Origin of the sequence: Streptomyces sp. NPDC001137, from assembly GCF_040298885.1 — a bacterium.
Classification (GTDB): domain Bacteria; phylum Actinomycetota; class Actinomycetes; order Streptomycetales; family Streptomycetaceae; genus Streptomyces.
Genome location: NZ_JBEPBA010000008.1, coordinates 25,791 through 43,958, shown reverse-complemented (window position 1 = coordinate 43,958; position 18,168 = coordinate 25,791). Strand labels below are relative to the sequence as shown.

The 18,168-nt window shown below is 69.9% G+C and carries 17 protein-coding genes; 6 read left to right on the top strand and 11 right to left on the bottom strand.

Going from position 1 to position 18,168, the window contains the following annotated elements; translation table 11 throughout:
• The first annotated feature begins 74 nt into the window (after nucleotides 1-74).
• Entirely contained in the window at nucleotides 75-569 is a 495-nt protein-coding gene (locus tag ABT254_RS17565) for a DUF3145 domain-containing protein (protein WP_115908388.1), read from the top strand.
• A gap of 166 nt (nucleotides 570-735) precedes the next feature.
• Here ABT254_RS17565 and fabF read toward each other — a convergent pair whose 3' ends face one another.
• The 5 genes from fabF to fasR form a co-directional block, all read right to left on the bottom strand.
• Nucleotides 736-2,007, bottom strand: coding sequence for a beta-ketoacyl-ACP synthase II (fabF, locus tag ABT254_RS17560; RefSeq protein ID WP_099928643.1), 1,272 nt, complete (start codon nucleotides 2,005-2,007; stop codon nucleotides 736-738).
• Between the two features lie 79 nt (nucleotides 2,008-2,086).
• Entirely contained in the window at nucleotides 2,087-2,335 is a 249-nt protein-coding gene (locus ABT254_RS17555; RefSeq protein WP_030931809.1) for an acyl carrier protein, read from the bottom strand.
• Between the two features lie 108 nt (nucleotides 2,336-2,443).
• On the bottom strand, nucleotides 2,444-3,445 hold the full coding sequence (locus ABT254_RS17550; protein ID WP_351470279.1) for a ketoacyl-ACP synthase III: 1,002 nt from the start codon (nucleotides 3,443-3,445) through the stop codon (nucleotides 2,444-2,446).
• A 21-nt stretch (nucleotides 3,446-3,466) separates the two neighbouring features.
• On the bottom strand, nucleotides 3,467-4,384 hold the full coding sequence (locus ABT254_RS17545; protein WP_351470276.1) for an ACP S-malonyltransferase: 918 nt from the start codon (nucleotides 4,382-4,384) through the stop codon (nucleotides 3,467-3,469).
• An 89-nt stretch (nucleotides 4,385-4,473) separates the two neighbouring features.
• A complete protein-coding gene (fasR, locus tag ABT254_RS17540) occupies nucleotides 4,474-5,679 on the bottom strand; it encodes a fatty acid biosynthesis transcriptional regulator FasR (RefSeq protein ID WP_351470274.1) in 1,206 nt (401 codons plus the stop codon).
• Between the two features lie 62 nt (nucleotides 5,680-5,741).
• On the opposite strand from fasR, the gene ABT254_RS17535 reads away from it, so the two are divergent.
• Nucleotides 5,742-6,413 (top strand): pirin family protein, encoded by a 672-nt coding sequence (locus ABT254_RS17535; protein ID WP_351471079.1) that lies wholly within the window; start codon nucleotides 5,742-5,744, stop codon nucleotides 6,411-6,413.
• Between the two features lie 49 nt (nucleotides 6,414-6,462).
• On the opposite strand, the gene ABT254_RS17530 is transcribed toward ABT254_RS17535, so the two are convergent.
• Nucleotides 6,463-7,284 carry a serine hydrolase domain-containing protein gene (locus ABT254_RS17530; RefSeq protein ID WP_351470271.1) on the bottom strand — a complete coding sequence of 274 codons (822 nt, stop codon included), beginning with the start codon at nucleotides 7,282-7,284 and terminating at the stop codon, nucleotides 6,463-6,465.
• Between the two features lie 186 nt (nucleotides 7,285-7,470).
• Between ABT254_RS17530 and ABT254_RS17525 the strand changes: the two genes are divergently transcribed.
• Both ABT254_RS17525 and ABT254_RS17520 read left to right on the top strand, forming a co-directional pair.
• Complete coding sequence (locus tag ABT254_RS17525; protein WP_351470268.1) at nucleotides 7,471-7,911, top strand: MerR family transcriptional regulator; 441 nt, start codon at nucleotides 7,471-7,473, stop codon at nucleotides 7,909-7,911.
• The gene (locus ABT254_RS17520) at nucleotides 7,908-8,924 is read left to right on the top strand and encodes an aldo/keto reductase (protein ID WP_351470265.1); all 1,017 of its coding nucleotides are present in this window, start codon (nucleotides 7,908-7,910) and stop codon (nucleotides 8,922-8,924) included. Before ABT254_RS17525 ends, ABT254_RS17520 begins: the two co-directional genes overlap by 4 nt.
• Before the next feature lie 81 nt (nucleotides 8,925-9,005).
• On the opposite strand, the gene ABT254_RS17515 is transcribed toward ABT254_RS17520, so the two are convergent.
• From ABT254_RS17515 to ABT254_RS17505, 3 genes are all read right to left on the bottom strand, one after another.
• A complete protein-coding gene (locus ABT254_RS17515; RefSeq protein WP_450751287.1) occupies nucleotides 9,006-9,863 on the bottom strand; it encodes a DUF4429 domain-containing protein in 858 nt (285 codons plus the stop codon).
• Nucleotides 9,864-9,920: 57 nt separating this feature from the next.
• Nucleotides 9,921-11,138 carry an alpha/beta hydrolase gene (locus ABT254_RS17510; RefSeq protein WP_351470259.1) on the bottom strand — a complete coding sequence of 406 codons (1,218 nt, stop codon included), beginning with the start codon at nucleotides 11,136-11,138 and terminating at the stop codon, nucleotides 9,921-9,923.
• A gap of 113 nt (nucleotides 11,139-11,251) precedes the next feature.
• A complete protein-coding gene (locus ABT254_RS17505; RefSeq protein WP_351470256.1) occupies nucleotides 11,252-11,878 on the bottom strand; it encodes a TetR family transcriptional regulator in 627 nt (208 codons plus the stop codon).
• A 66-nt stretch (nucleotides 11,879-11,944) separates the two neighbouring features.
• On the opposite strand from ABT254_RS17505, the gene ABT254_RS17500 reads away from it, so the two are divergent.
• Entirely contained in the window at nucleotides 11,945-13,564 is a 1,620-nt protein-coding gene (locus ABT254_RS17500) for an MFS transporter (protein WP_351470254.1), read from the top strand.
• Between the two features lie 277 nt (nucleotides 13,565-13,841).
• A complete protein-coding gene (locus ABT254_RS17495; RefSeq protein ID WP_351471076.1) occupies nucleotides 13,842-14,150 on the top strand; it encodes a small hydrophobic protein in 309 nt (102 codons plus the stop codon).
• 137 nt (nucleotides 14,151-14,287) lie between these two features.
• Here the strand turns inward: ABT254_RS17495 and ABT254_RS17490 are convergent, their stop codons facing one another.
• Together ABT254_RS17490 and aceE are read right to left on the bottom strand one after the other, a co-directional pair.
• A complete protein-coding gene (locus tag ABT254_RS17490) occupies nucleotides 14,288-15,025 on the bottom strand; it encodes a potassium channel family protein (RefSeq protein ID WP_351470251.1) in 738 nt (245 codons plus the stop codon).
• Nucleotides 15,026-15,096: 71 nt separating this feature from the next.
• Nucleotides 15,097-17,844, bottom strand: a complete 2,748-nt coding sequence (aceE, locus tag ABT254_RS17485) for a pyruvate dehydrogenase (acetyl-transferring), homodimeric type (protein ID WP_351470248.1) — start codon at nucleotides 17,842-17,844, stop codon at nucleotides 15,097-15,099.
• Between the last annotated feature and the right edge of the window lie 324 nt (nucleotides 17,845-18,168).

The following is an 18,168-nucleotide window of genomic DNA, read 5'->3' as shown; positions in this document are numbered from 1 at the left end:
CGCCATCAACGTGGCCGCCCGGCCACGGCCGTCCGCCAGTTCGCCAGATTGTCCTGCTCTGCCCGGAGGTCCCGGTGACGACACGTGGGGTTCTGTACGTGCACTCCGCACCGCGCGCGCTGTGCCCGCACGTCGAGTGGGCCGTCGCCGGCGTGCTCGGCACACGCGTCAACCTCGACTGGATCCGGCAGCCCGCCGCCCCCGGCACCTGGCGCTCGGAGTTCTCCTGGCAGGGCGAGGTCGGCACGGCGTCCAAGCTGGCCTCCGCGCTGCGCGGCTGGCAGCTCCTGCGCTTCGAGGTCACCGCGGAGCCCTGCCCCACCGCGGAGGGCGAACGCTACAGCTGCACCCCCGACCTGGGCATCTTCCACGCCGTCACCGGCATCCACGGTGACATCCTCATCCCGGAGGACCGCCTCCGCGCCGCCCTGACCCGCTCCCAGCAGGGCGAGACGGAACTGGAGTCGGAAATCACCAAGCTGCTCGGAAAGCCCTGGGACGACGAGTTGGAGCCTTTCAGGTATGCGGGCGAGGGCGCCCCGGTGCGCTGGCTCCACCAGGTGGTGTGAGGCGAGGCTTTTTGGTTTTCAGGGGCGCGGGGCTGTGTCGATATGCGGCTCCGCCGCGTGGGCGCGACCAGCCACAGACGGCCCGCAGTCGGCCGACAACAGACGTAAAACGGCGAGTGGCCCGCCCCCCAACCCGGGGAGCGGGCCACACGCCGTTCACGGCAAGTCAGACCGTACGGAACGCCAGCACCACGTTGTGCCCACCGAACCCGAAGGAGTCGTTGAGGGCCGCGATACGGCCCTCAACGGGCAGCTTCCGCGCCTCACCGCGGACGATGTCCGCGGCCGCCTCCGCCTCGGGGTCGAGGTTCTCGACATTGATGGTCGGCGGAGCAACCCGGTGGTACAGCGCCAGGATCGTGGCGACGGACTCGACACCACCCGCACCACCCAGCAGATGACCGGTCATCGACTTGGTGGCCGAGACCGCCATGTGGTCGGCGTCGTCGCCGAACACCTTCCGCAGCGCCTTCAGCTCGGCCACGTCACCGGCCGGCGTCGAGGTGGCGTGCGCGTTGACGTGCACGATCTCCGCCGGGTCCAGGTCGGTGCGCTCCAGCAGGTTCTGCAGGGCGTGCGAGATGCCGCGGCCCTCGGGCTCCGGCTGCACGATGTCGTGGCTGTCGGCGGAGATGCCCTGGCCGACCGCCTCCGCGTAGACGCGGGCGCCGCGCTTGGCGGCGTGCTCGGCGGACTCCAGGACCAGGACGCCGGCGCCCTCGCCGAGGACGAAGCCGTCACGGGCGACGTCGTAGGGACGCGAGGCGCCCTGCGGGTCGTCGTTGTTCTTGGACATCGCCATCATGTTGCCGAACGCGGCGATGGGCAGCGGGTGGATGGCCGCCTCCGTGCCACCCGCGACGACGACGTCGGCGCGGCCGGTGCGGATCATCTCGATGGCGTAGCCGATGGCCTCGGCGCCCGAGGCGCAGGCGGAGACCGGGGTGTGCACGCCCGCCCGGGCGCCCACGAGCAGGCCCACGTTGGCGGAGGGGCTGTTCGGCATCAGCATGGGGACGGTGTGCGGGGAGACGCGGCGTACGCCCTTCTCCTTGAGCACGTCGTACTGGTCGAGCAGGGTCGTCACACCGCCGATGCCGGAGGCGATGACGGCACCGAGACGGTCCGGGTCGATGCTTGCGTCGTCACCGGCCTTCTCGGTGAAACCGGCGTCCGCCCAGGCCTCCTTGGCCGCGATCAGCGCGAACTGCGCCGAGCGGTCCAGGCGGCGGGCCTGCGGCCGGGGGATGACCTCGGTGGGCTCCACGGCGACCGGTGCGGCGATACGGACCGCCTGCTCGGCGGCCCACTCCTGCTCCAGGGGCTTCACGCCGGACTTGCCGGCGATCAGGCCCTCCCAGGTAGAGGCTGCGTCGCCACCCAGCGGTGTGGTTGCGCCGATACCGGTGACGACCACGGTGCGATTGGTCGGGCTCACGGGAATTCTTTCTCCAACGGATCGGGATTCAGCGGCGCCACCGCCGGGTGGCGGGGCAAAGCAGCCGGGCCTAAAAGGCTCAGGCCTGGTGCTTGAGGATGTAGTTGGTCGCGTCGCCGACCGTCTTGAGGTTCTTGACATCCTCGTCCGGGATCTTGACGTCGAAGCGCTCTTCGGCGGCGACGACGACCTCGACCATGGACAGCGAGTCGACGTCCAGGTCGTCGGTGAAGGACTTGTCCAGCTGGACGTCCTCAACCGGGATGCCGGCGATCTCGTTCACGATGTCGGCGAGACCGGCGACGATCTCTTCCTGAGTGGCGGCCATGTCAGGCGCTCCTTCGTAGTAATCCAGAGGGTGTGGCGCCCGCCGCGTCAGCGGCAGGTGTTGCTGTGCTTTCCGCACCGGATCCGATGATGATCCAGCACGGAGTGCCTAGGGGAGGGTAACGACCGTCGCGGCGTACACGAGACCCGCCCCGAAGCCGATGACGAGCGCGGTGTCGCCGCTCTTCGCCTCGCCGGTCGCCAGAAGCCGCTCCATGGCGAGCGGAATCGAGGCGGCCGAGGTGTTGCCGGTGGTGCGTACGTCACGCGCGACCGTGACGTGCTCCGGCAGTTTCAGCGTCTTCACCATCGAGTCGATGATCCGCTCGTTGGCCTGGTGGGGAATGAAGACGTCCAGGTCGTCCGGGGTGATCCCGGCCGCGTCCAGCGCCTGCTGGGCGACCTTCGCCATCTCGAACACGGCCCAGCGGAACACCGCCTGGCCCTCCTGCGTGATCGCAGGGAACTTGGCGACCGAGCCTTCGCGGTAGTCCGTCCACGGCACGGTCTGCTTGATCGTCTCGGACTTGTCGCCCTCCGAGCCCCACACGGTCGGGCCGATCGCCGGCTCCATGGACGGGCCGACCACCACCGCGCCCGCGCCGTCGCCGAACAGGAAGGCCGTGGCCCGGTCCTCGAGGTCGGTGAGGTCGGACAGCCGCTCCACGCCGATGACGAGGACGTACTCCGCGGAGCCCTCGACGATCATGCCCTTGGCGAGGGTGAGGCCGTAGCCGAAGCCGGCGCAGCCCGCCGAGATGTCGAAGGCGGCGGCCTTGTTCGTGCCGAGCTTGTCGGCGATCTCCGTCGCGACCGCGGGGGTCTGCTTGAAGTGCGAGACGGTCGAGACGATCACGCCGCCGATCTGCTCGGCGGAGATCCCCGCGTCGGCGATCGCCTTGCCGGACGCCTCGATCGACATCGCGGCGACGGTCTCCTCGTCGGAGGCCCAGTGCCGGGTCTCGATGCCGGAGCGCGAACGGATCCACTCGTCGGAGGAGTCGATCGTCTCGAGGATCACCTCGTTCGGCACCACCCGGGTCGGGCGGTAGCCACCCACACCGAGGATGCGCGCGTACGGGGCGCCCTTGCTGGGCTTGATCTTCGACATGTTCGTACGGCTCCTTGGGTGTCAGGCTTGGGCGTGCTCGGCGATGAGCTCGCGGGCCGCGTCGAGGTCGTCGGGGGTCTTGAGCGCGAGCGTCTGCACGCCCGGCAGCGCGCGCTTGGCGAGGCCGACCAGCGTGCCGCCGGGGGAGACCTCGATCAGGGCGGTCGCGCCGAGCTCCTTGAAGGTCTCCATGCACAGGTCCCAGCGGACCGGGTTGGCGACCTGGCCGACCAGGCGCTCCAGCACCTCGGCGCCGGTCGCGACCGTCTGCCCGTCCTTGTTGGACACGTACGTGAACTTCGGGTCGGCGGGGGCCAGTTCGGCGGCGGCCTTCGCCAGCGCGTCGACGGCGGGCGCCATGTGGTGCGTGTGGAAGGCGCCGGCGACCTTCAGCGGGACGACCTTGCGGACGCCCTCCGGCTTGTCCTCGTTCAGCACGGCCAGCTGCTCCAGCGTGCCCGCGGCGACGATCTGGCCGGCGCCGTTCACGTTCGCCGGGGTCAGGCCCAGCTTCGCCAGGTGCGCCACGGAGACCTCGGGGTCGCCGCCGAGCAGCGCCGACATCCCGGTCTCGGTGATCGCGGCGGCGTCGGCCATGGCCAGACCCCGCTTGCGTACGAGGGTGAGCGCGGAGGTGTCGTCGAGGATGCCCGCGAAGGCGGCGGCGGTGATCTCGCCGACGCTGTGGCCCGCGACGGCGCCCGGCGTGATGGCACCGAGTGCCGCGGCGGACAGGATGCCGGCGGCGACGAGCAGCGGCTGGGCCACGGCGGTGTCGCGGATCTCCTCCGCGTCGGCCTTCGTGCCGTAGTGGGCGAGGTCCAGTCCGATGGCGTCCGACCAGGCGGCGACGCGGTCAGCGGCACCGGGCAGTTCGAGCCAGGGAGTCAGGAAGCCGGGCGTCTGGGCGCCCTGGCCGGGAGCGACGAGTACGAGCACTCTCACACTCTCTCTTGTGGACGGCCAAGGCCGCCCGTGGGGACAGGGACGAAGAACACGAGGGGGTTTTGTGGACCCCCGACAAAAGACTAGGCGGGGAGATCCCCGTCGGCCAGACGCCCCAGGATCAGGGCGATCCGCAGTGTGAAGGCGGAGCGTACATCGGAAGGCGACCAACCGGTGACGTCAGTCACACGTCGGAGCCGGTAGCGCACGGTGTTCGGGTGAACGAAGAGCATCCGGGCCGCGCCCTCCAGACTGCTCGCCTGCTCGAGATAGACGGAGAGCGTCTCCAGAAGCGCCGAGCCGGCCTCCTCCAGCGGTCTGTAGATCTCCTCCACCAGCTGCTCGCGTGCGCTCGGGTCACCGGCGATGGCGCGCTCCGGAAGCAGATCGTCCGCCAGGACCGGCCGCGGGGCGTCCTGCCAGGCGGAACACGCTTTGAGGCCGGCGGCCGCGGCCTGCGCGGACCGCGTCGCGGCCAGCAGATCGGCCACCACGGGCCCGGCGACCACGGGCCCGGCGGCATACGGCCCGATCAGCGACTTGGCCACGCCGATCGGGTTGTCACTGCCACCGGCGATGACGACGAGCCGGTCGCCGAGCACGCCGGTGAGCACCTGCAGCTTGGCGTGCCGGGCGGCCCGCCGGATCGCCTCCACCGTCAGCTCGGAGTCCCCGTCGGGGGCGGTCCCGAGGACGACACACACATGCTCGGGGGCGTTCCAGCCCAGGGCGGCGGCCCGGCTGACGGCCCCCTCGTCGGCCTCACCGCTGAGCACAGCGTTGACGACGAGGGACTCCAGACGCGCGTCCCAGGCACCGCGTGCCTCGGCGGCCTGGGCGTACACCTGGGCGGTGGCGAAGGCGATCTCCCGGGCGTACACGAGCAGTGCCTCGCGCAGCACGCTCTCGTCACCCGGTGCCGCCACCTCGTCGATGGCGGACTCCATGACCTCGATGGTGGTGCGCACCATCTCCACGGTCTGCCGCAGCGTGATCGCCCTGGTCAGCTCGCGGGGCGCGGTCCCGAACACGTCCGTCGAGATGGCCTGGGGGGCGTCGGGATGCCGGAACCACTCGGTGAAGGCGGCGATACCGGCCTGGGCGACCAACCCGATCCAGGAACGGTTCTCCGGGGGCATCGCCCGGTACCACGGCAGCGTCTCGTCCATGCGCGCGATGGCCTGCGCGGCGAGAGAACCGGAGGACTTCTCCAGTCGCTTCAGGGTCGCCGCGTGAGGGTGGACGCCGGGTGCGGCGGCTTGGGGCTTGCTCGTTTCGGGTTCGGGCACGGGGACAAGACTGCCTTATCCGGACGGGAGCGTGCGTCGCCGGGTCTACCGTGGACCGCGTGATGGACGTACGTCGCGCTGCGGAGCGCTACCCAGGGGGCGACCCGGCAGCAGGCATCGAGTCGTGGCACGCCTTCTCCTTCGGCCCGCACTACGACCCCGACAACCTCCGCTTCGGCGCGGTGATCGCCTGCAACGAGGAGCGCCTCGCGCCCGGCGCCGGCTTCGACGAACACCCGCACAGCCACACCGAGATCGTGACGTGGGTGGTCGAGGGCGAGCTGACCCACCGTGACTCCTTCGGCCACGAGACGACGGTCCGGCCCGGCGACGTCCAGCGGCTGAGCTCGGCGGCGGGCGTACGGCACGTGGAGCGCAACGACGGCGACGGCCCCCTGACCTTCGTCCAGATGTGGCTGGCCCCCCGCTACCCCGGCGGCGACCCCGCCTACGAGATCGTCCACGGCATCGCGGACTCGACCCCGTACGCGGTCCCGGAGGCGGGCGCGATGCTCCATGTACGACGGCTGGGCGCGGGGGAGCGCACGGCGGTGCCGGACGGGCAATACGTCTACCTCCACGTCGTACGTGGTGAAGTGCGGCTGAACGGCGAGGAGTTGGGGCCGGGTGATGCGGCCCGGATCACGGACGCCAAGGACCTGGAGGCACTGGCCGCGAGGGACGCGGAGCTGCTGATCTGGGCATTTGATCTTTTCAGCCCGTCCGGCGTTTGAGGACGAGGCCGTTCAGGCCGAAAGCGGGGGTCGCCGGGGTGCCCCGACCTCAGCCCCGCAACTCCGCCAGCACCGCATCCGTGAACACCGGCCACGCCTCGACCGCCCACGGCCCGAAGGCCCGGTCGGTCAGGGCCACGCCCGCCGCACCCGCGTCCGGGTCGACCCACAGGAACGTACCCGCCTGCCCGAAGTGCCCGAAGGTCCGCGGAGAGGACGAAGAACCCGTCCAGTGCGGCGACTTGGAGTCCCGGATCTCGAAGCCGAGCCCCCAGTCGTTCGGGTTCTGGTGGCCGTACCCCGGCAGGACACCCTTCGTGCCCGGGTACTGCACCGTCATCGCCTGCGCCACCGTCCGCGGATCCAGCAGCCGCGGCGCCTGCACCTCGGCCGCGAACCGCAGCAGGTCCTCGACCGTCGAGACACCGTCCTTGGCGGGGGAGCCCTCCAGGGAAGTGCCGCTCATCCCCAGCGGCTCCAGCACCGCCTGCCGCAGATACTCCCCGAACGGGATGTCCGTCGCCTTGGCGATGTGGTCGCCGAGCTGCTCGAACCCGGCGTTGGAGTACAGCCGCCGCTCTCCGGGCGGCGCGGTCACCCGGTGCTCGTCGAACGCGAGCCCCGAGGTGTGGGCCAGCAGATGGCGGACCGTCGAGCCGGGCGGACCGGCCGGTTCGTCGAGCTCGATCGCGCCCTCCTCGTACGCGACGAGGGCGGCGTACGCGGCGAGCGGCTTGGTGACCGAGGCGAGCGGGAAGCGGTGGGCGGCCGGGCCATGGGTGCCGAGGACCGTGCCGTCGCCGCGCACCACACCCGCCGCGGCGGTGGGAACCGGCCAGTTTTCGATCAACGCAAGGCTCTTCAGCGACATGCCGTCGAGCCTAAGCGCTCACTGCGTGAGCTCCGGCAACGGGTCGGGCTCGGGCCTGAAGCCGAGCGAGACAGGGAGCTGCCCGCCGGTCACCGCCGCTGCTCCATGTCCCGCCCGTTTCTGCTTTGCTTATTTCTTTGGGTTCCGCTTGCTTGGAGTGCACTCGAAGGCCATAGCGTTGAGGTCATGACGGTGATGGAGACCATGCCCACCCGGACCGACAGCTGCGGTGCCCCGCCCCGCCCCCACCGGCGCCCCGAAGGCCAGGACATCTACACGATCAGCGAGGTCGTCGCGTTCACCGGCCTGACCGCGCACACCCTGCGCTGGTACGAGCGCATCGGCCTGATGCCGCACGTGGACCGCTCGCACACGGGCCAGCGCCGCTACAGCAACCGCGACCTCGACTGGCTGGACCTGGTCGGCAAGCTCCGGCTCACGGGTATGCCGGTCGCCGACATGGTGCGGTACGCGGAGCTGGTGCGCGAGGGCGACCACACGTTCGGCGAGCGCTTCGAGCTGCTCGAGCAGACCCGCCGGGACGTGCTGTCCCGGATGGCGGAGCTCCAGGACACCCTCGCGGTGCTCGACCGGAAGATCAGTTTCTACGCGGAGAAGGTGCGATGACGGACAGCAGGATCCCGACCGTACGACTGGGCGCCGACGGCCCCGAGGTCGGCGTACAGGGCCTCGGCTGCATGGGCATGAGCTGGGCGTACGGCCCCTCCGACGCGGAGGAGGCGCGGGCCACCCTGGAGCGGGCACTGGAGCTGGGCGTCACGCTGTACGACACCGCGGAGGGCTACGGCGACGGCGACAACGAGCGCTTCCTGTCGCCCTTCTTCAAGGCGCACCGGGACGAGGCCGTCATCGCGACCAAGTTCGGCGTACGCGTCCCGGCGGGCGACCGCACCAAGCGCGTCATCCGCGGCGACGCCCCGTACGTCCGCCAGGCCGCCGAGGGCAGTCTGCGCCGCCTGGACGTCGACGTCATCGACCTCTACTACATGCACCGGCGCGATGTGAACGTCCCGATCGAGGAGACCGTCGGCGCCATGGCCGAGCTGGTCCGCGAGGGCAAGGTCAGGCATCTCGGCCTCAGCGAGGTCACCGCCGACGAACTGCGTGCCGCGCAGGCCGTGCATCCGATCGCCGCCGTGCAGTCCGAGTGGTCCCTGTTCAGCCGGGACATCGAGGCCAACGTGGTGCCGGCCGCCCGCGAACTGGGCGTGGCCCTGGTCCCCTACTCCCCGCTCGGCCGCGGCTTCCTCGCCGGCTCCTTCTCCAACGCGGACAAGGACCTCTCCGACGGCGACGTCCGCCGCACGATGCCCCGCTTCCAGGGCGACAACGCGGCCACCAACGCGACGCTCCTGGAGCCGATCCGAGCGGTGGCCGAAGCGCACGGTGCCTCCCCGGCCCAGATCGCCCTGGCCTGGGTCCAGCAACGAGCGGACGTGCACGGCCTCGCGGTGGCCCAGATCCCGGGCACGACAAAGGTCAAAAGGGTGGAGGAAAACGCGGCGGCGACGGCAATCGTCCTGACGGACGACGAGCTGGCTGCGCTGGAGCCGATCGCGTCCAAGGTGGCCGGCACCCGCTACCCGGACATGTCCTTCGCTTCAGCAGGCAGGGAGTAGACGAGGGGGCGCGGGCACGCCGCGTGGGCGCGGCAAGCCACAACGAACCCGCACCGGCCGACGAACCGAACCCCGCACCCCCTAAAGCTCCGCCAACAACTCCGCCTTCTTGACGGAGAACTCCTCATCCGTCACCAGCCCCGCCTGATGCAGTTCCCCCAGGTGACGAATGCGCTCAGCGATGTCGGCCGGATCGCGCCTCGGCGCACCGGCCGACACCACAGCCGCCGGCCCGGCATCCCGCACAGCGGCAAGCACAGCCGCCGCGAACGGCAACGACTCATGCACGGGCCCGTAACCCAGCCCGAACACCACAGCCGCCGGATCCTGATCCACCTGCACCGCCTGCGCGGCATCCCGCCGCAGCAACCGCAAGTGCCCCTCGAAAACCTCCGGCGACCGCCACTCCACCCCGCTCAGCTCACCGACGGGAAAGCTCTGGTCCCCGGCCTTCCACTTCGCCGACGAGGCCCCCGTCCAGAACCACCGGAAGTGCACGGTCTTCCCGTCGAAGGACGCCTTCGCGTCGTACGCCTTGAACTGCCGGGGCGCCTCCGGCGCGGCCAGAAGGAACCGCTCGGCGGGCTCCCCGTCCGCGGTCAGCAGCGCCCGCAGCTCGTCGGCGTAGTACTCGGCGAGAGCGTCCCGCTCGGCAGGCAGCACCAGCCGGTACGGATCGCACCCTTCCTTGAGCTGCCCCGCCGCCACCTCCAGCAGCGGATCGGCCCCGGGCCGCACCTCGAGCCGCAGGGCGATGGTGCCGCGCTTCCCGGGCGACAGGGTCACCCCCGAGATCGCCTCCAGCGGCACCCGACGTTCCCCCAGCGCCTGGAAGAGCTTGGGTGTTCGAATCCCTCGTTCGTAACGGATGAGCACGGAGTCGGACTCGAACTCCCAGGCGGCATGAAATCCGGCCAGTACGTCACCCATGCGGCTCATCGTAGGCATGACCCGCTCCCTCGTCTCCACCCCGCGCAGACCGCAGTTTCTGCGCCTCTACGCGCGTCCGGCCGTGGACGCGCCGGACAAACCCTCCCGGCACACGTTCTCCTCGCGTGCGCAGCGCACCGACCGGTACGCGCCAACCCCGATCTCCGCGAAGTTCCGCACGCTCTCCGTGCCCGGCTCGAAGTAACCGGCATGTCCCTTCGCTCCCCGCGCGGACAGCACCCGCGCGCCGAACGCGGCCGAGACCGGGTCGGCCCCGTGGCCCAGCCCGCCGAGCTCCAGGTACGGCACGTCCTGCACCCAGTCCGTGGCGTCCCGCATCGCCCACACCTGGGCGGTGGTGCGCAGATGGGAGGCGTTCGACACGCGCATGCCCGGGCTGGCGGCCACCGCTATGTCGGCCACCCGGCGCGGCAGTCCGGGCGCGGCGATACCGCACACCACGGAGCCGTAGCTGTGGCAGAACAGCGAGACCGGCGCCCTGCCGGGCAGACCGCGCAGCATCGCGTTCAGTCGCAGCGAGCCCTCCGCCGCGCGCATCGCCGTCGCCGAGTCGATGCCGAGCCCGGCGGGTGCCGTGTAGTCGGCCCAGGCGATCACGGCCGTACGTGTCGTCGGGTCGGCCGCCTGCTCCGCCGCGTACAGAGACTGGGCCATGCCCACGGCCGCCGAGTACGGGCGGTTGGTCTTCTGGAAGGTGAGCAGGTCGGTGTCGACGCCGGGGACGACGACCGACACACGCTCGGCCCGCTGAAGGTTCCCGATCACCTCCGCGACCCGCCCCGAGCCCTCGGGGTCGAAGGCGAGGATCTGCCGGCCCTTGCGCAGCAGGGACTCGTAGCGGTGCAGACGGCGGCCCGCGTCGTGCTGCCCGGCGGGGGAGAGCCGGCTGTCGTGCATACGTCCGAACTCGACCTTGCGCTGCTCGGTGAGCGCGACACGGTTGGCGCGGTAGCGCAGTGCGACGGGAGCACCGTTCATGTTGCCGACCGCGAGGGGATAGCGGCGCGCGAGACGGTCGCGCTCCTGAGCGGTGAGCGAGGCGAAGAAACGGGCGAGGCGCGCGGGGGACGCGTCGGAGTCCGGCAGACGGTGTCCGTCGATGCGGCCGTGCTCCCAGGAGGAGAGCGAGGCCTGCAGCGGAGTCACCGCGCGATGGCTGCGCAGGGCCGTCCATCCGGTGGTCGCCAGCATCACGAACACGACGGCCAGCGCGAGCAGGGCGCGCCAGACGTTCAGTTGCGGGGAGGTGTCGAAGGAAGTCACTGGGAGGACACACTAGGAGAACGAGAGGGTCTCGCGTGAGCTGAGTGACGGGTATCACGTTTCGATAAACACGGCGATGACCTCCGTGTCTGTCAATGTCCTCGCAATGTGCCTCAGCGTGTTCGCCAGCTCTCCGTGAGTGCGGGGCCCACCTGTTCGAGGTACGAGATCGTCAACGCGCGCATCGCCTCGACGCTGAAGTCCTCACCGGTCGACCACTGCCGTTCCGTCACCCGCATCACTCCGCTGAAGACCGCCACCGCGAGGCGCGGCCTCGGATCGGCGTCCACGTCCAGCCCCTCCCGCTGCGCGAGCACCCGCGCGATGGTCTCCTCGGTCTCCTCGTTGCGCCGCAGATGCGCGGCGAGCAGGACCGGCGTCGACTCGATCACCCGGTACATCCGCAAGTACAGCGCGACCGGTACGACGGCCTCGATGATCTCGTGGAGGGTGTCCCAGCCCTCCAGGACCGCCTGGCGCAGCGCCGCCATCGGCGCCTCGTCCGCCGGCCGTTCGCGGACGGCCTCGACGAACCGCGCCACCGCCAGCTCCTGCAGGGCGAGCGCGGCCTCCTCCTTGCCGGCGAAGTAGCGGAAGAAGGTGCGCTGCGAGACATCGACGGCCTCGGCGATGTCGTCGACGGTCGTCTGCTCGTACCCGCGGGTGGTGAACAGTTCGACGGCGGCCCGCAGCAGCGCGTCCCGGGTGCGCTGCTTCTTGCGTTCGCGGAGTGTTTCCATGTGCGTCAGTTACTGACTTGTGAATTGGTTTGTCAATTGTCAGCGGCTGTCACTAGCCTCGAACACATGACTAGTCAGACCACCATCGACACGACGGGGCCGGGGGACAAGGCACCAGTGGCCCCGTCGGACGCGCCGGGCGCCTCCGGGCTGCGCGGCCACCCGTGGTTCACCCTCATCACCGTCGCCGTCGGGGTCATGATGGTGGCCCTCGACGGCACCATCGTGGCCATCGCCAACCCGGCCATCCAGAAGGACCTGGGGGCGAGCTTCGCCGACGTCCAGTGGATCACCAACGGGTACTTCCTCGCCCTCGCGGTCTCCCTGATCACCGCGGGCAAGCTGGGCGACCGCTTCGGACACCGCCAGACCTTCCTGATCGGCGTGACCGGCTTCGCGGCCGCCTCCGGTGCCATCGGCCTGTCGAACAGCATCGCCGCGGTCGTCACCTTCCGGGTCCTGCAGGGACTGTTCGGCGCGCTGCTGATGCCGGCCGCGCTCGGCCTGCTGAGGGCGACCTTCCCGGCCGAGAAGCTCAACATGGCCATCGGCATCTGGGGCATGGTCATCGGCGCCTCCACCGCCGGCGGCCCGATCCTCGGCGGCGTCCTGGTGGAGCACGTCAACTGGCAGTCGGTGTTCTTCATCAATGTGCCGGTCGGCGCGCTCGCCCTGATCCTGGGCCTGCTGATCCTGCGTGACCACCGCGCGGAGAACGCGCCGCGCTCCTTCGACCTGCTGGGCATAGCCCTGCTCTCGGGCGCGATGTTCTGCCTGGTCTGGGCCCTGATCAAGGCCCCCGCCTGGGGCTGGGGCGACGGCAAGACATGGACGTTCATAGCCGCGTCCGTCCTCGGCTTCGTCCTCTTCTCCTTCTGGGAGACGAAGGTCAAGGAGCCGCTGATCCCGCTCGGCCTGTTCCGCTCGGTCCCGCTGTCGGCGGGCGTCGTGCTGATGGTCCTGATGGCCATCGCCTTCATGGGCGGCTTGTTCTTCGTGACGTTCTACCTGCAGAACGTGCACGGGATGAAGCCGATCGAGGCCGGGCTCCATCTGCTCCCACTCACCGGGATGATGATCGTCGGCTCGCCGCTCGCGGGCGCGCTGATCACCAAGCTGGGCCCGCGCATCCCGCTGGCCGGTGGCATGGCGGCCACCGCGATCGCCATGTACGGCATGTCGACGCTGCAGACGGACACCGGCAGCGCCGTGATGTCCCTCTGGTTCGCCCTGCTCGGTCTCGGCCTCGCGCCGGTCATGGTCGGCGCCACGGAGGTCATCGTCGGCAACGCGCCCATGGAGCTGTCCGGTGTCGCCGGCGGCCTCCAGCAGGCGGCGATGCAGATCGGCGGCAGCCTCGGTACGGCCGTCCTCGGCGCCGTGATGGCGTCCAAGGTCGACAACGACCTCGCCGGCAACTGGAAGGACGCCGGCCTCCCTCCGCTCACCCCGGCCCAGCTGGGCCAGGCCTCGGAGGCCGTCCAGGTCGGTGTGGCCCCGGTCGCCAAGGGCACCCCGGACGCGATCGCTGCGAAGATCGCGGATGTCGCGCACGACACGTTCATCTCCGGCATGAGCCTGGCGTCCCTGGTCGCCTGCGGAGTGGCGGTCGTGGCGGTCTTCGTCGCCCTGCTCACCAAGCGCGGCGAGAACGCGGAGGCGGGTGCGGGCGCGGCCCACATCTGACGCGGGAAGCCCGGCGAACCTGACGGGTTTTCAACGGACTTCGCCTATCAGGGTGAAGAAGCTAAAGATTCCTCGCATCCGGTGCGCACCGCAGGCCACAGTGGTCAAGCCCTCCCACACGGCATGTTCCTCGGGCAAGTTCGTACGGTGCGGAGGGTGACCGGTGCTGCGGCGCGCTGCCGGAGGGGGACAGCGCGCCGACAGCTCGAGGATTAGGAAGCGCACCGTGGGTACCCGCTCGTTGAACCCCGAACAGACCCCGGGGTTCTGGGAGTTGATGATGGCGGGCTTCGGACATGGAACGCGCAGGTACCCCCGCTCACGTGGCCGCACGTGGTCACGGACCGGGCCGGATCGCGCAACGCTCGGAATCATCGGAACCATCTGCGCGGTCGCGGGATTCTTCGTGCTGGGGATCATCCTCGGCCCCGTCGCGATCGTCTGCGGCTGGCTCGCAATGGGCCGCACCTGGGCACGTTCAGGCCCAATTCCGGCCCTGGTCGCCCTCGTTCTGGGCGCCATCGACACGCTCCTGGCGGTCATCTGGCTGGCAGGAGCGGCAACCCCGGGCAACGGCCTGTTCTGACCCGGGGCGAGTGAGGGACAGGGCCCCCGGCTGATGGACCGGGGGCCCGCCCGCATGCCTCCGGGGCGGCGCCCGTCCCAAAGAGAGCGGCACCCCGCAAGCGCGGGCAAGCAAACCCGCCCCCGCAGCAACCCCGTTCACGGCGCACCCGACGGCTCCCGCAACGCCGCGACCTCTGCCCGAAGCGCCCGCACTTCCTCCGTAAGCGCCTCGATCGCCTCCGTCTGCCGCCGCTCCTCGACGTCGTCCTTCTCGAACCGCGCAATGAACCACGCGGCGATATTCGCGGTCACCACACCCAGCAGCGCTATCCCGGCCAGCATCAGCCCGACGGCGATCACCCGCCCCAGCCCGGTCGTCGGCGCATGGTCCCCGTACCCCACGGTCGTCATCGTGGTGAAGGACCACCACACCGCGTCACCCAGCGTCCGGATGTTCCCGTTCGGCGAGTCCCGCTCCACCGAGAGCACGGCCAGCGACCCGAACATCAGCAACCCGATGACGGCACCCGCGACATACGTCGTCAACCGGATCTGCGAGGCCATCCGCGCCCGCCGCCCGACGAGTATCAGCGTCGACACCATGCGCAGCAGCCGCAACGGCTGAAGCATCGGCAGCACGACCGCACACAGATCGAGCCAGTGCGTCCGCACGAACTCCTTGCGCCGCGGGGACAGCCCCACCCGTACCAGATAGTCCGTGGCGAACGCCCCCCAGACCACCCACTCCACCACCGTGCACGCGGACGTCAGCGAGTGCCCCGCGGAGTGGTCCACGATCGGCACGGCATACGCGACGGCGAAGGCCACCGCGAGCGCCAGCAGGGGCCGCTGGGTGTACTGCTCCCAACGGCCCTGCGCCGTTTGTTGCTTCATGCCCGCATCGTAAAGAAAAAGTAAGGGCGGCGAGACCATCTGGTCCCGCCGCCCTCACATCGGCCTCGGTGTTACGCGTCGCCGCCCGCGGCACCCGGATCCGCCGCCGACACATCCAACAGCTGGTAGCGGTCGATGGCCTGCTTCAGCACCGACCGGTCCACCTTCCCCTCCTTGGCCAGTTCCGTGAGCACCGCCACGACGATCGACTGCGCGTCGATGTGGAAGAACCGCCGGGCAGCCCCCCGGGTGTCGGCGAAGCCGAACCCATCGGCACCCAGGGACTGGTACGACCCCGGCACCCACCGGGCGATCTGGTCCGGAACCGCCCGCATCCAGTCGGAGACGGCCACGAACGGCCCCTGCGCGCCCGACAGCTTCTGCGTCACGTACGGCACCCGCTGCTCCTCCTCGGGGTGCAGCAGGTTGTGCCGCTCGACGTCGACCGCCTCGCGCCGCAGCTCGTTCCAGGAGGTCGCCGACCAGACGTCGGCCCTGACGTTCCACTCCTCGGCGAGGATCTTCTGCGCCTCGACGGCCCACGGGACCGCCACACCGGACGCCATGATCTGCGCCGGGATCGAGCCCGAAGTGCCCTCGGAGAGCCGGTGGATGCCCTTGAGGATGCCCTCGACGTCCACGTTCTCCGGCTCGGCCGGGTGCTGGATGGGCTCGTTGTAGACGGTGAGGTAGTAGAAGACGTCCTCGCCGTGCGGGTGCTCGGCGTCACCGCCGTACATCCGCCGCAGACCGTCCTGCACGATGTGCGCGATCTCGTACGAGTACGCCGGGTCGTAGGCGACACAGCCCGGGTTGGTCGAGGCCAGCAGCTGCGAGTGGCCGTCGGCGTGCTGGAGGCCCTCACCGGTCAGCGTCGTACGGCCGGCGGTCGCGCCCAGTACGAATCCGCGCGCCAGCTGGTCGGCCATCTGCCAGAACTGGTCACCGGTGCGCTGGAAACCGAACATGGAGTAGAAGACGTAGACCGGGATGAGCGGCTCGCCGTGCGTGGCGTACGCCGAGCCCGCCGCGATCAGCGAGGCCGTGCAGCCGGCCTCGGAGATGCCGTCGTGCAGCATCTGGCCCGTCGGCGACTCCTTGTACGCGAGCAGCAGGTCGCGGTCGACCGCCTCGTACTGCTGACCGAGCGGGTTGTAGATCTTCGCGCTCGGGAAGAAGGAGTCCATGCCGAAGGTGCGGTACTCGTCCGGCGCGATCAGCACGAACCGCTTGCCGAGCTCCTTGTCCCGCATGAGGTCCTTGAGGAGCCGCACGAAGGCCATCGTGGTCGCGATCGACTGCTGGCCCGAGCCCTTCTTCACGGTCGCGTACGTCTTGTCGTCCGGCAGGGCGAGCGGCTTGGAGCGCACGACGCGCGTCGGGACGTACCCGCCGCACTGCTTGCGGTGGTCGTGCATGTACTGGATCTCTTCCGAGTTCCGCCCCGGGTGGTAGTACGGCGGAAGCCCGCTCTCCAGGTCCTTGTCGGAGATCGGCAGGTGCAGCCGGTCGCGGAAGCGCTTGAGGTCGTCGACCGTCAGCTTCTTCATCTGGTGCGTGGCGTTGCGGCCCTCGAAGTTCGGGCCGAGGGTCCAGCCCTTGATCGTCTTGGCCAGGATCACCGTCGGCTGGCCCTTGTGCGCCTTGGCCGCCGAGAACGCCGCGAAGATCTTCTTGTGGTCGTGACCGCCACGGCCCAGGTGCAGGATCTGGTCGTCGGTCATGCCCTCGACCATCGCGCGCAGCCGCTGGTCGTCGCCGAAGAAGTTCTCGCGGATGTACGCCCCGGACTCGGTGGCGTAGGTCTGGAACTGGCCGTCCGGCGTCGTGTTCATCTTGTTGACGAGGATGCCGTCGCGGTCCTGGGCGAGCAGCGGGTCCCAGGAGCGGTCCCAGATCAGCTTGATCACGTTCCAGCCGGCGCCGCGGAAGACCGACTCCAGCTCCTGGATGACCTTGCCGTTGCCGCGCACCGGTCCGTCGAGGCGCTGCAGATTGCAGTTGACGACGAAGGTCAGGTTGTCCAGGCCCTCACGGGCGGCGATGGTCAGCTGGCCGAGCGACTCCGGCTCGTCCATCTCGCCGTCGCCGAGGAACGCCCACACATGGGACTTCGAGGTGTCGGCGATCCCGCGCGCGTGCATGTAGCGGTTCATCCGCGCCTGGTAGATCGCACCGATCGGGCCGAGGCCCATCGACACGGTCGGGAACTCCCAGAAGTCCGGCATCGAGCGCGGGTGCGGGTAGGAGGACAGGCCGTGCGGGGCCTTCGACTTCTCCTGGCGGAAGCCGTCCAGCTGCTGCTCGCTGAGGCGGTCGAGCAGGAAGGCGCGCGCGTAGATGCCCGGGGAGGCGTGGCCCTGGAAGAAGACCTGGTCGCCGCCGTCGCCCTCGTCCTTGCCGCGGAAGAAGTGGTTGAAGCCGACGTCGTAGAGGGACGCGGAGGAGGCGAACGTGGCGATGTGGCCGCCGACGCCGATGCCGGGGCGCTGGGCGCGTGAGACCATGACGGCCGCGTTCCAGCGGGTCGCGTTCAGGACCTTGCGCTCGATCTCCTCGTTGCCGGGGAAGAACGGCTCGTCCTTGGTCGCGATCGTGTTGACGTAGTCCGTGCTGCGCATCTCGGGCACGGCCACGCGCTTCTCGCGGGCCCGCTCGATCAGCCGCAGCATCAGGTAGCGGGCTCGCTCACGGCCGCGCTCGTCGACGGCGGCATCGAGGGAGTCGAGCCACTCCTGGGTCTCCTCGGGATCGAAGTCAGGAACCTGACTCGGAAGGCCGCCAATGATGATCGGGTTGCGATCGGATCCGGAAGCCACGCTGTTCCTTACCTGTCAGAGGGCTGCATTGAGCTGCTTTTCGGTACGCCTGCACCGTTCCCCATCGTGTACCTCGGGGAAGCAAACGTCATCTCTACTGAGAGGTAACCGAGACCTACGTCAGCTCCGGCGGGTTCCCAATGCCACAAAGGGGGCAGAAAGGTGTGGTGTAGGTCACTTGTGGCGGCAGTTGCATGCCTGGAGTTGCGGCGACACGGCCAGGATCGTCACCGTTTCGGCGGTCTGAACGGCCGGGTACTTGCGCGATCCGCCCCGCCCGTGTGGACTACGGCCAATGCTTCGCGCACGCGCGTGGCTGAGATA

Coding starts and splice junctions, on each gene's coding strand:
- ABT254_RS17530 (WP_351470271.1), bottom strand. CDS start 7,284: ATGTCGCTGAAGAGCCTTGCGTTGATCGAAAACTGGCCGGTTCCCACC.
- ABT254_RS17495 (WP_351471076.1), top strand. CDS start 13,842: ATGATGGCGGGCTTCGGACATGGAACGCGCAGGTACCCCCGCTCACGT.
- ABT254_RS17550 (WP_351470279.1), bottom strand. CDS start 3,445: ATGTCGAAGATCAAGCCCAGCAAGGGCGCCCCGTACGCGCGCATCCTC.
- ABT254_RS17520 (WP_351470265.1), top strand. CDS start 7,908: ATGACGGACAGCAGGATCCCGACCGTACGACTGGGCGCCGACGGCCCC.
- ABT254_RS17505 (WP_351470256.1), bottom strand. CDS start 11,878: ATGGAAACACTCCGCGAACGCAAGAAGCAGCGCACCCGGGACGCGCTG.
- ABT254_RS17535 (WP_351471079.1), top strand. CDS start 5,742: ATGGACGTACGTCGCGCTGCGGAGCGCTACCCAGGGGGCGACCCGGCA.
- ABT254_RS17500 (WP_351470254.1), top strand. CDS start 11,945: ATGACTAGTCAGACCACCATCGACACGACGGGGCCGGGGGACAAGGCA.
- ABT254_RS17555 (WP_030931809.1), bottom strand. CDS start 2,335: ATGGCCGCCACTCAGGAAGAGATCGTCGCCGGTCTCGCCGACATCGTG.
- ABT254_RS17515 (WP_450751287.1), bottom strand. CDS start 9,863: ATGAGCCGCATGGGTGACGTACTGGCCGGATTTCATGCCGCCTGGGAG.
- ABT254_RS17525 (WP_351470268.1), top strand. CDS start 7,471: ATGACGGTGATGGAGACCATGCCCACCCGGACCGACAGCTGCGGTGCC.
- ABT254_RS17490 (WP_351470251.1), bottom strand. CDS start 15,025: ATGAAGCAACAAACGGCGCAGGGCCGTTGGGAGCAGTACACCCAGCGG.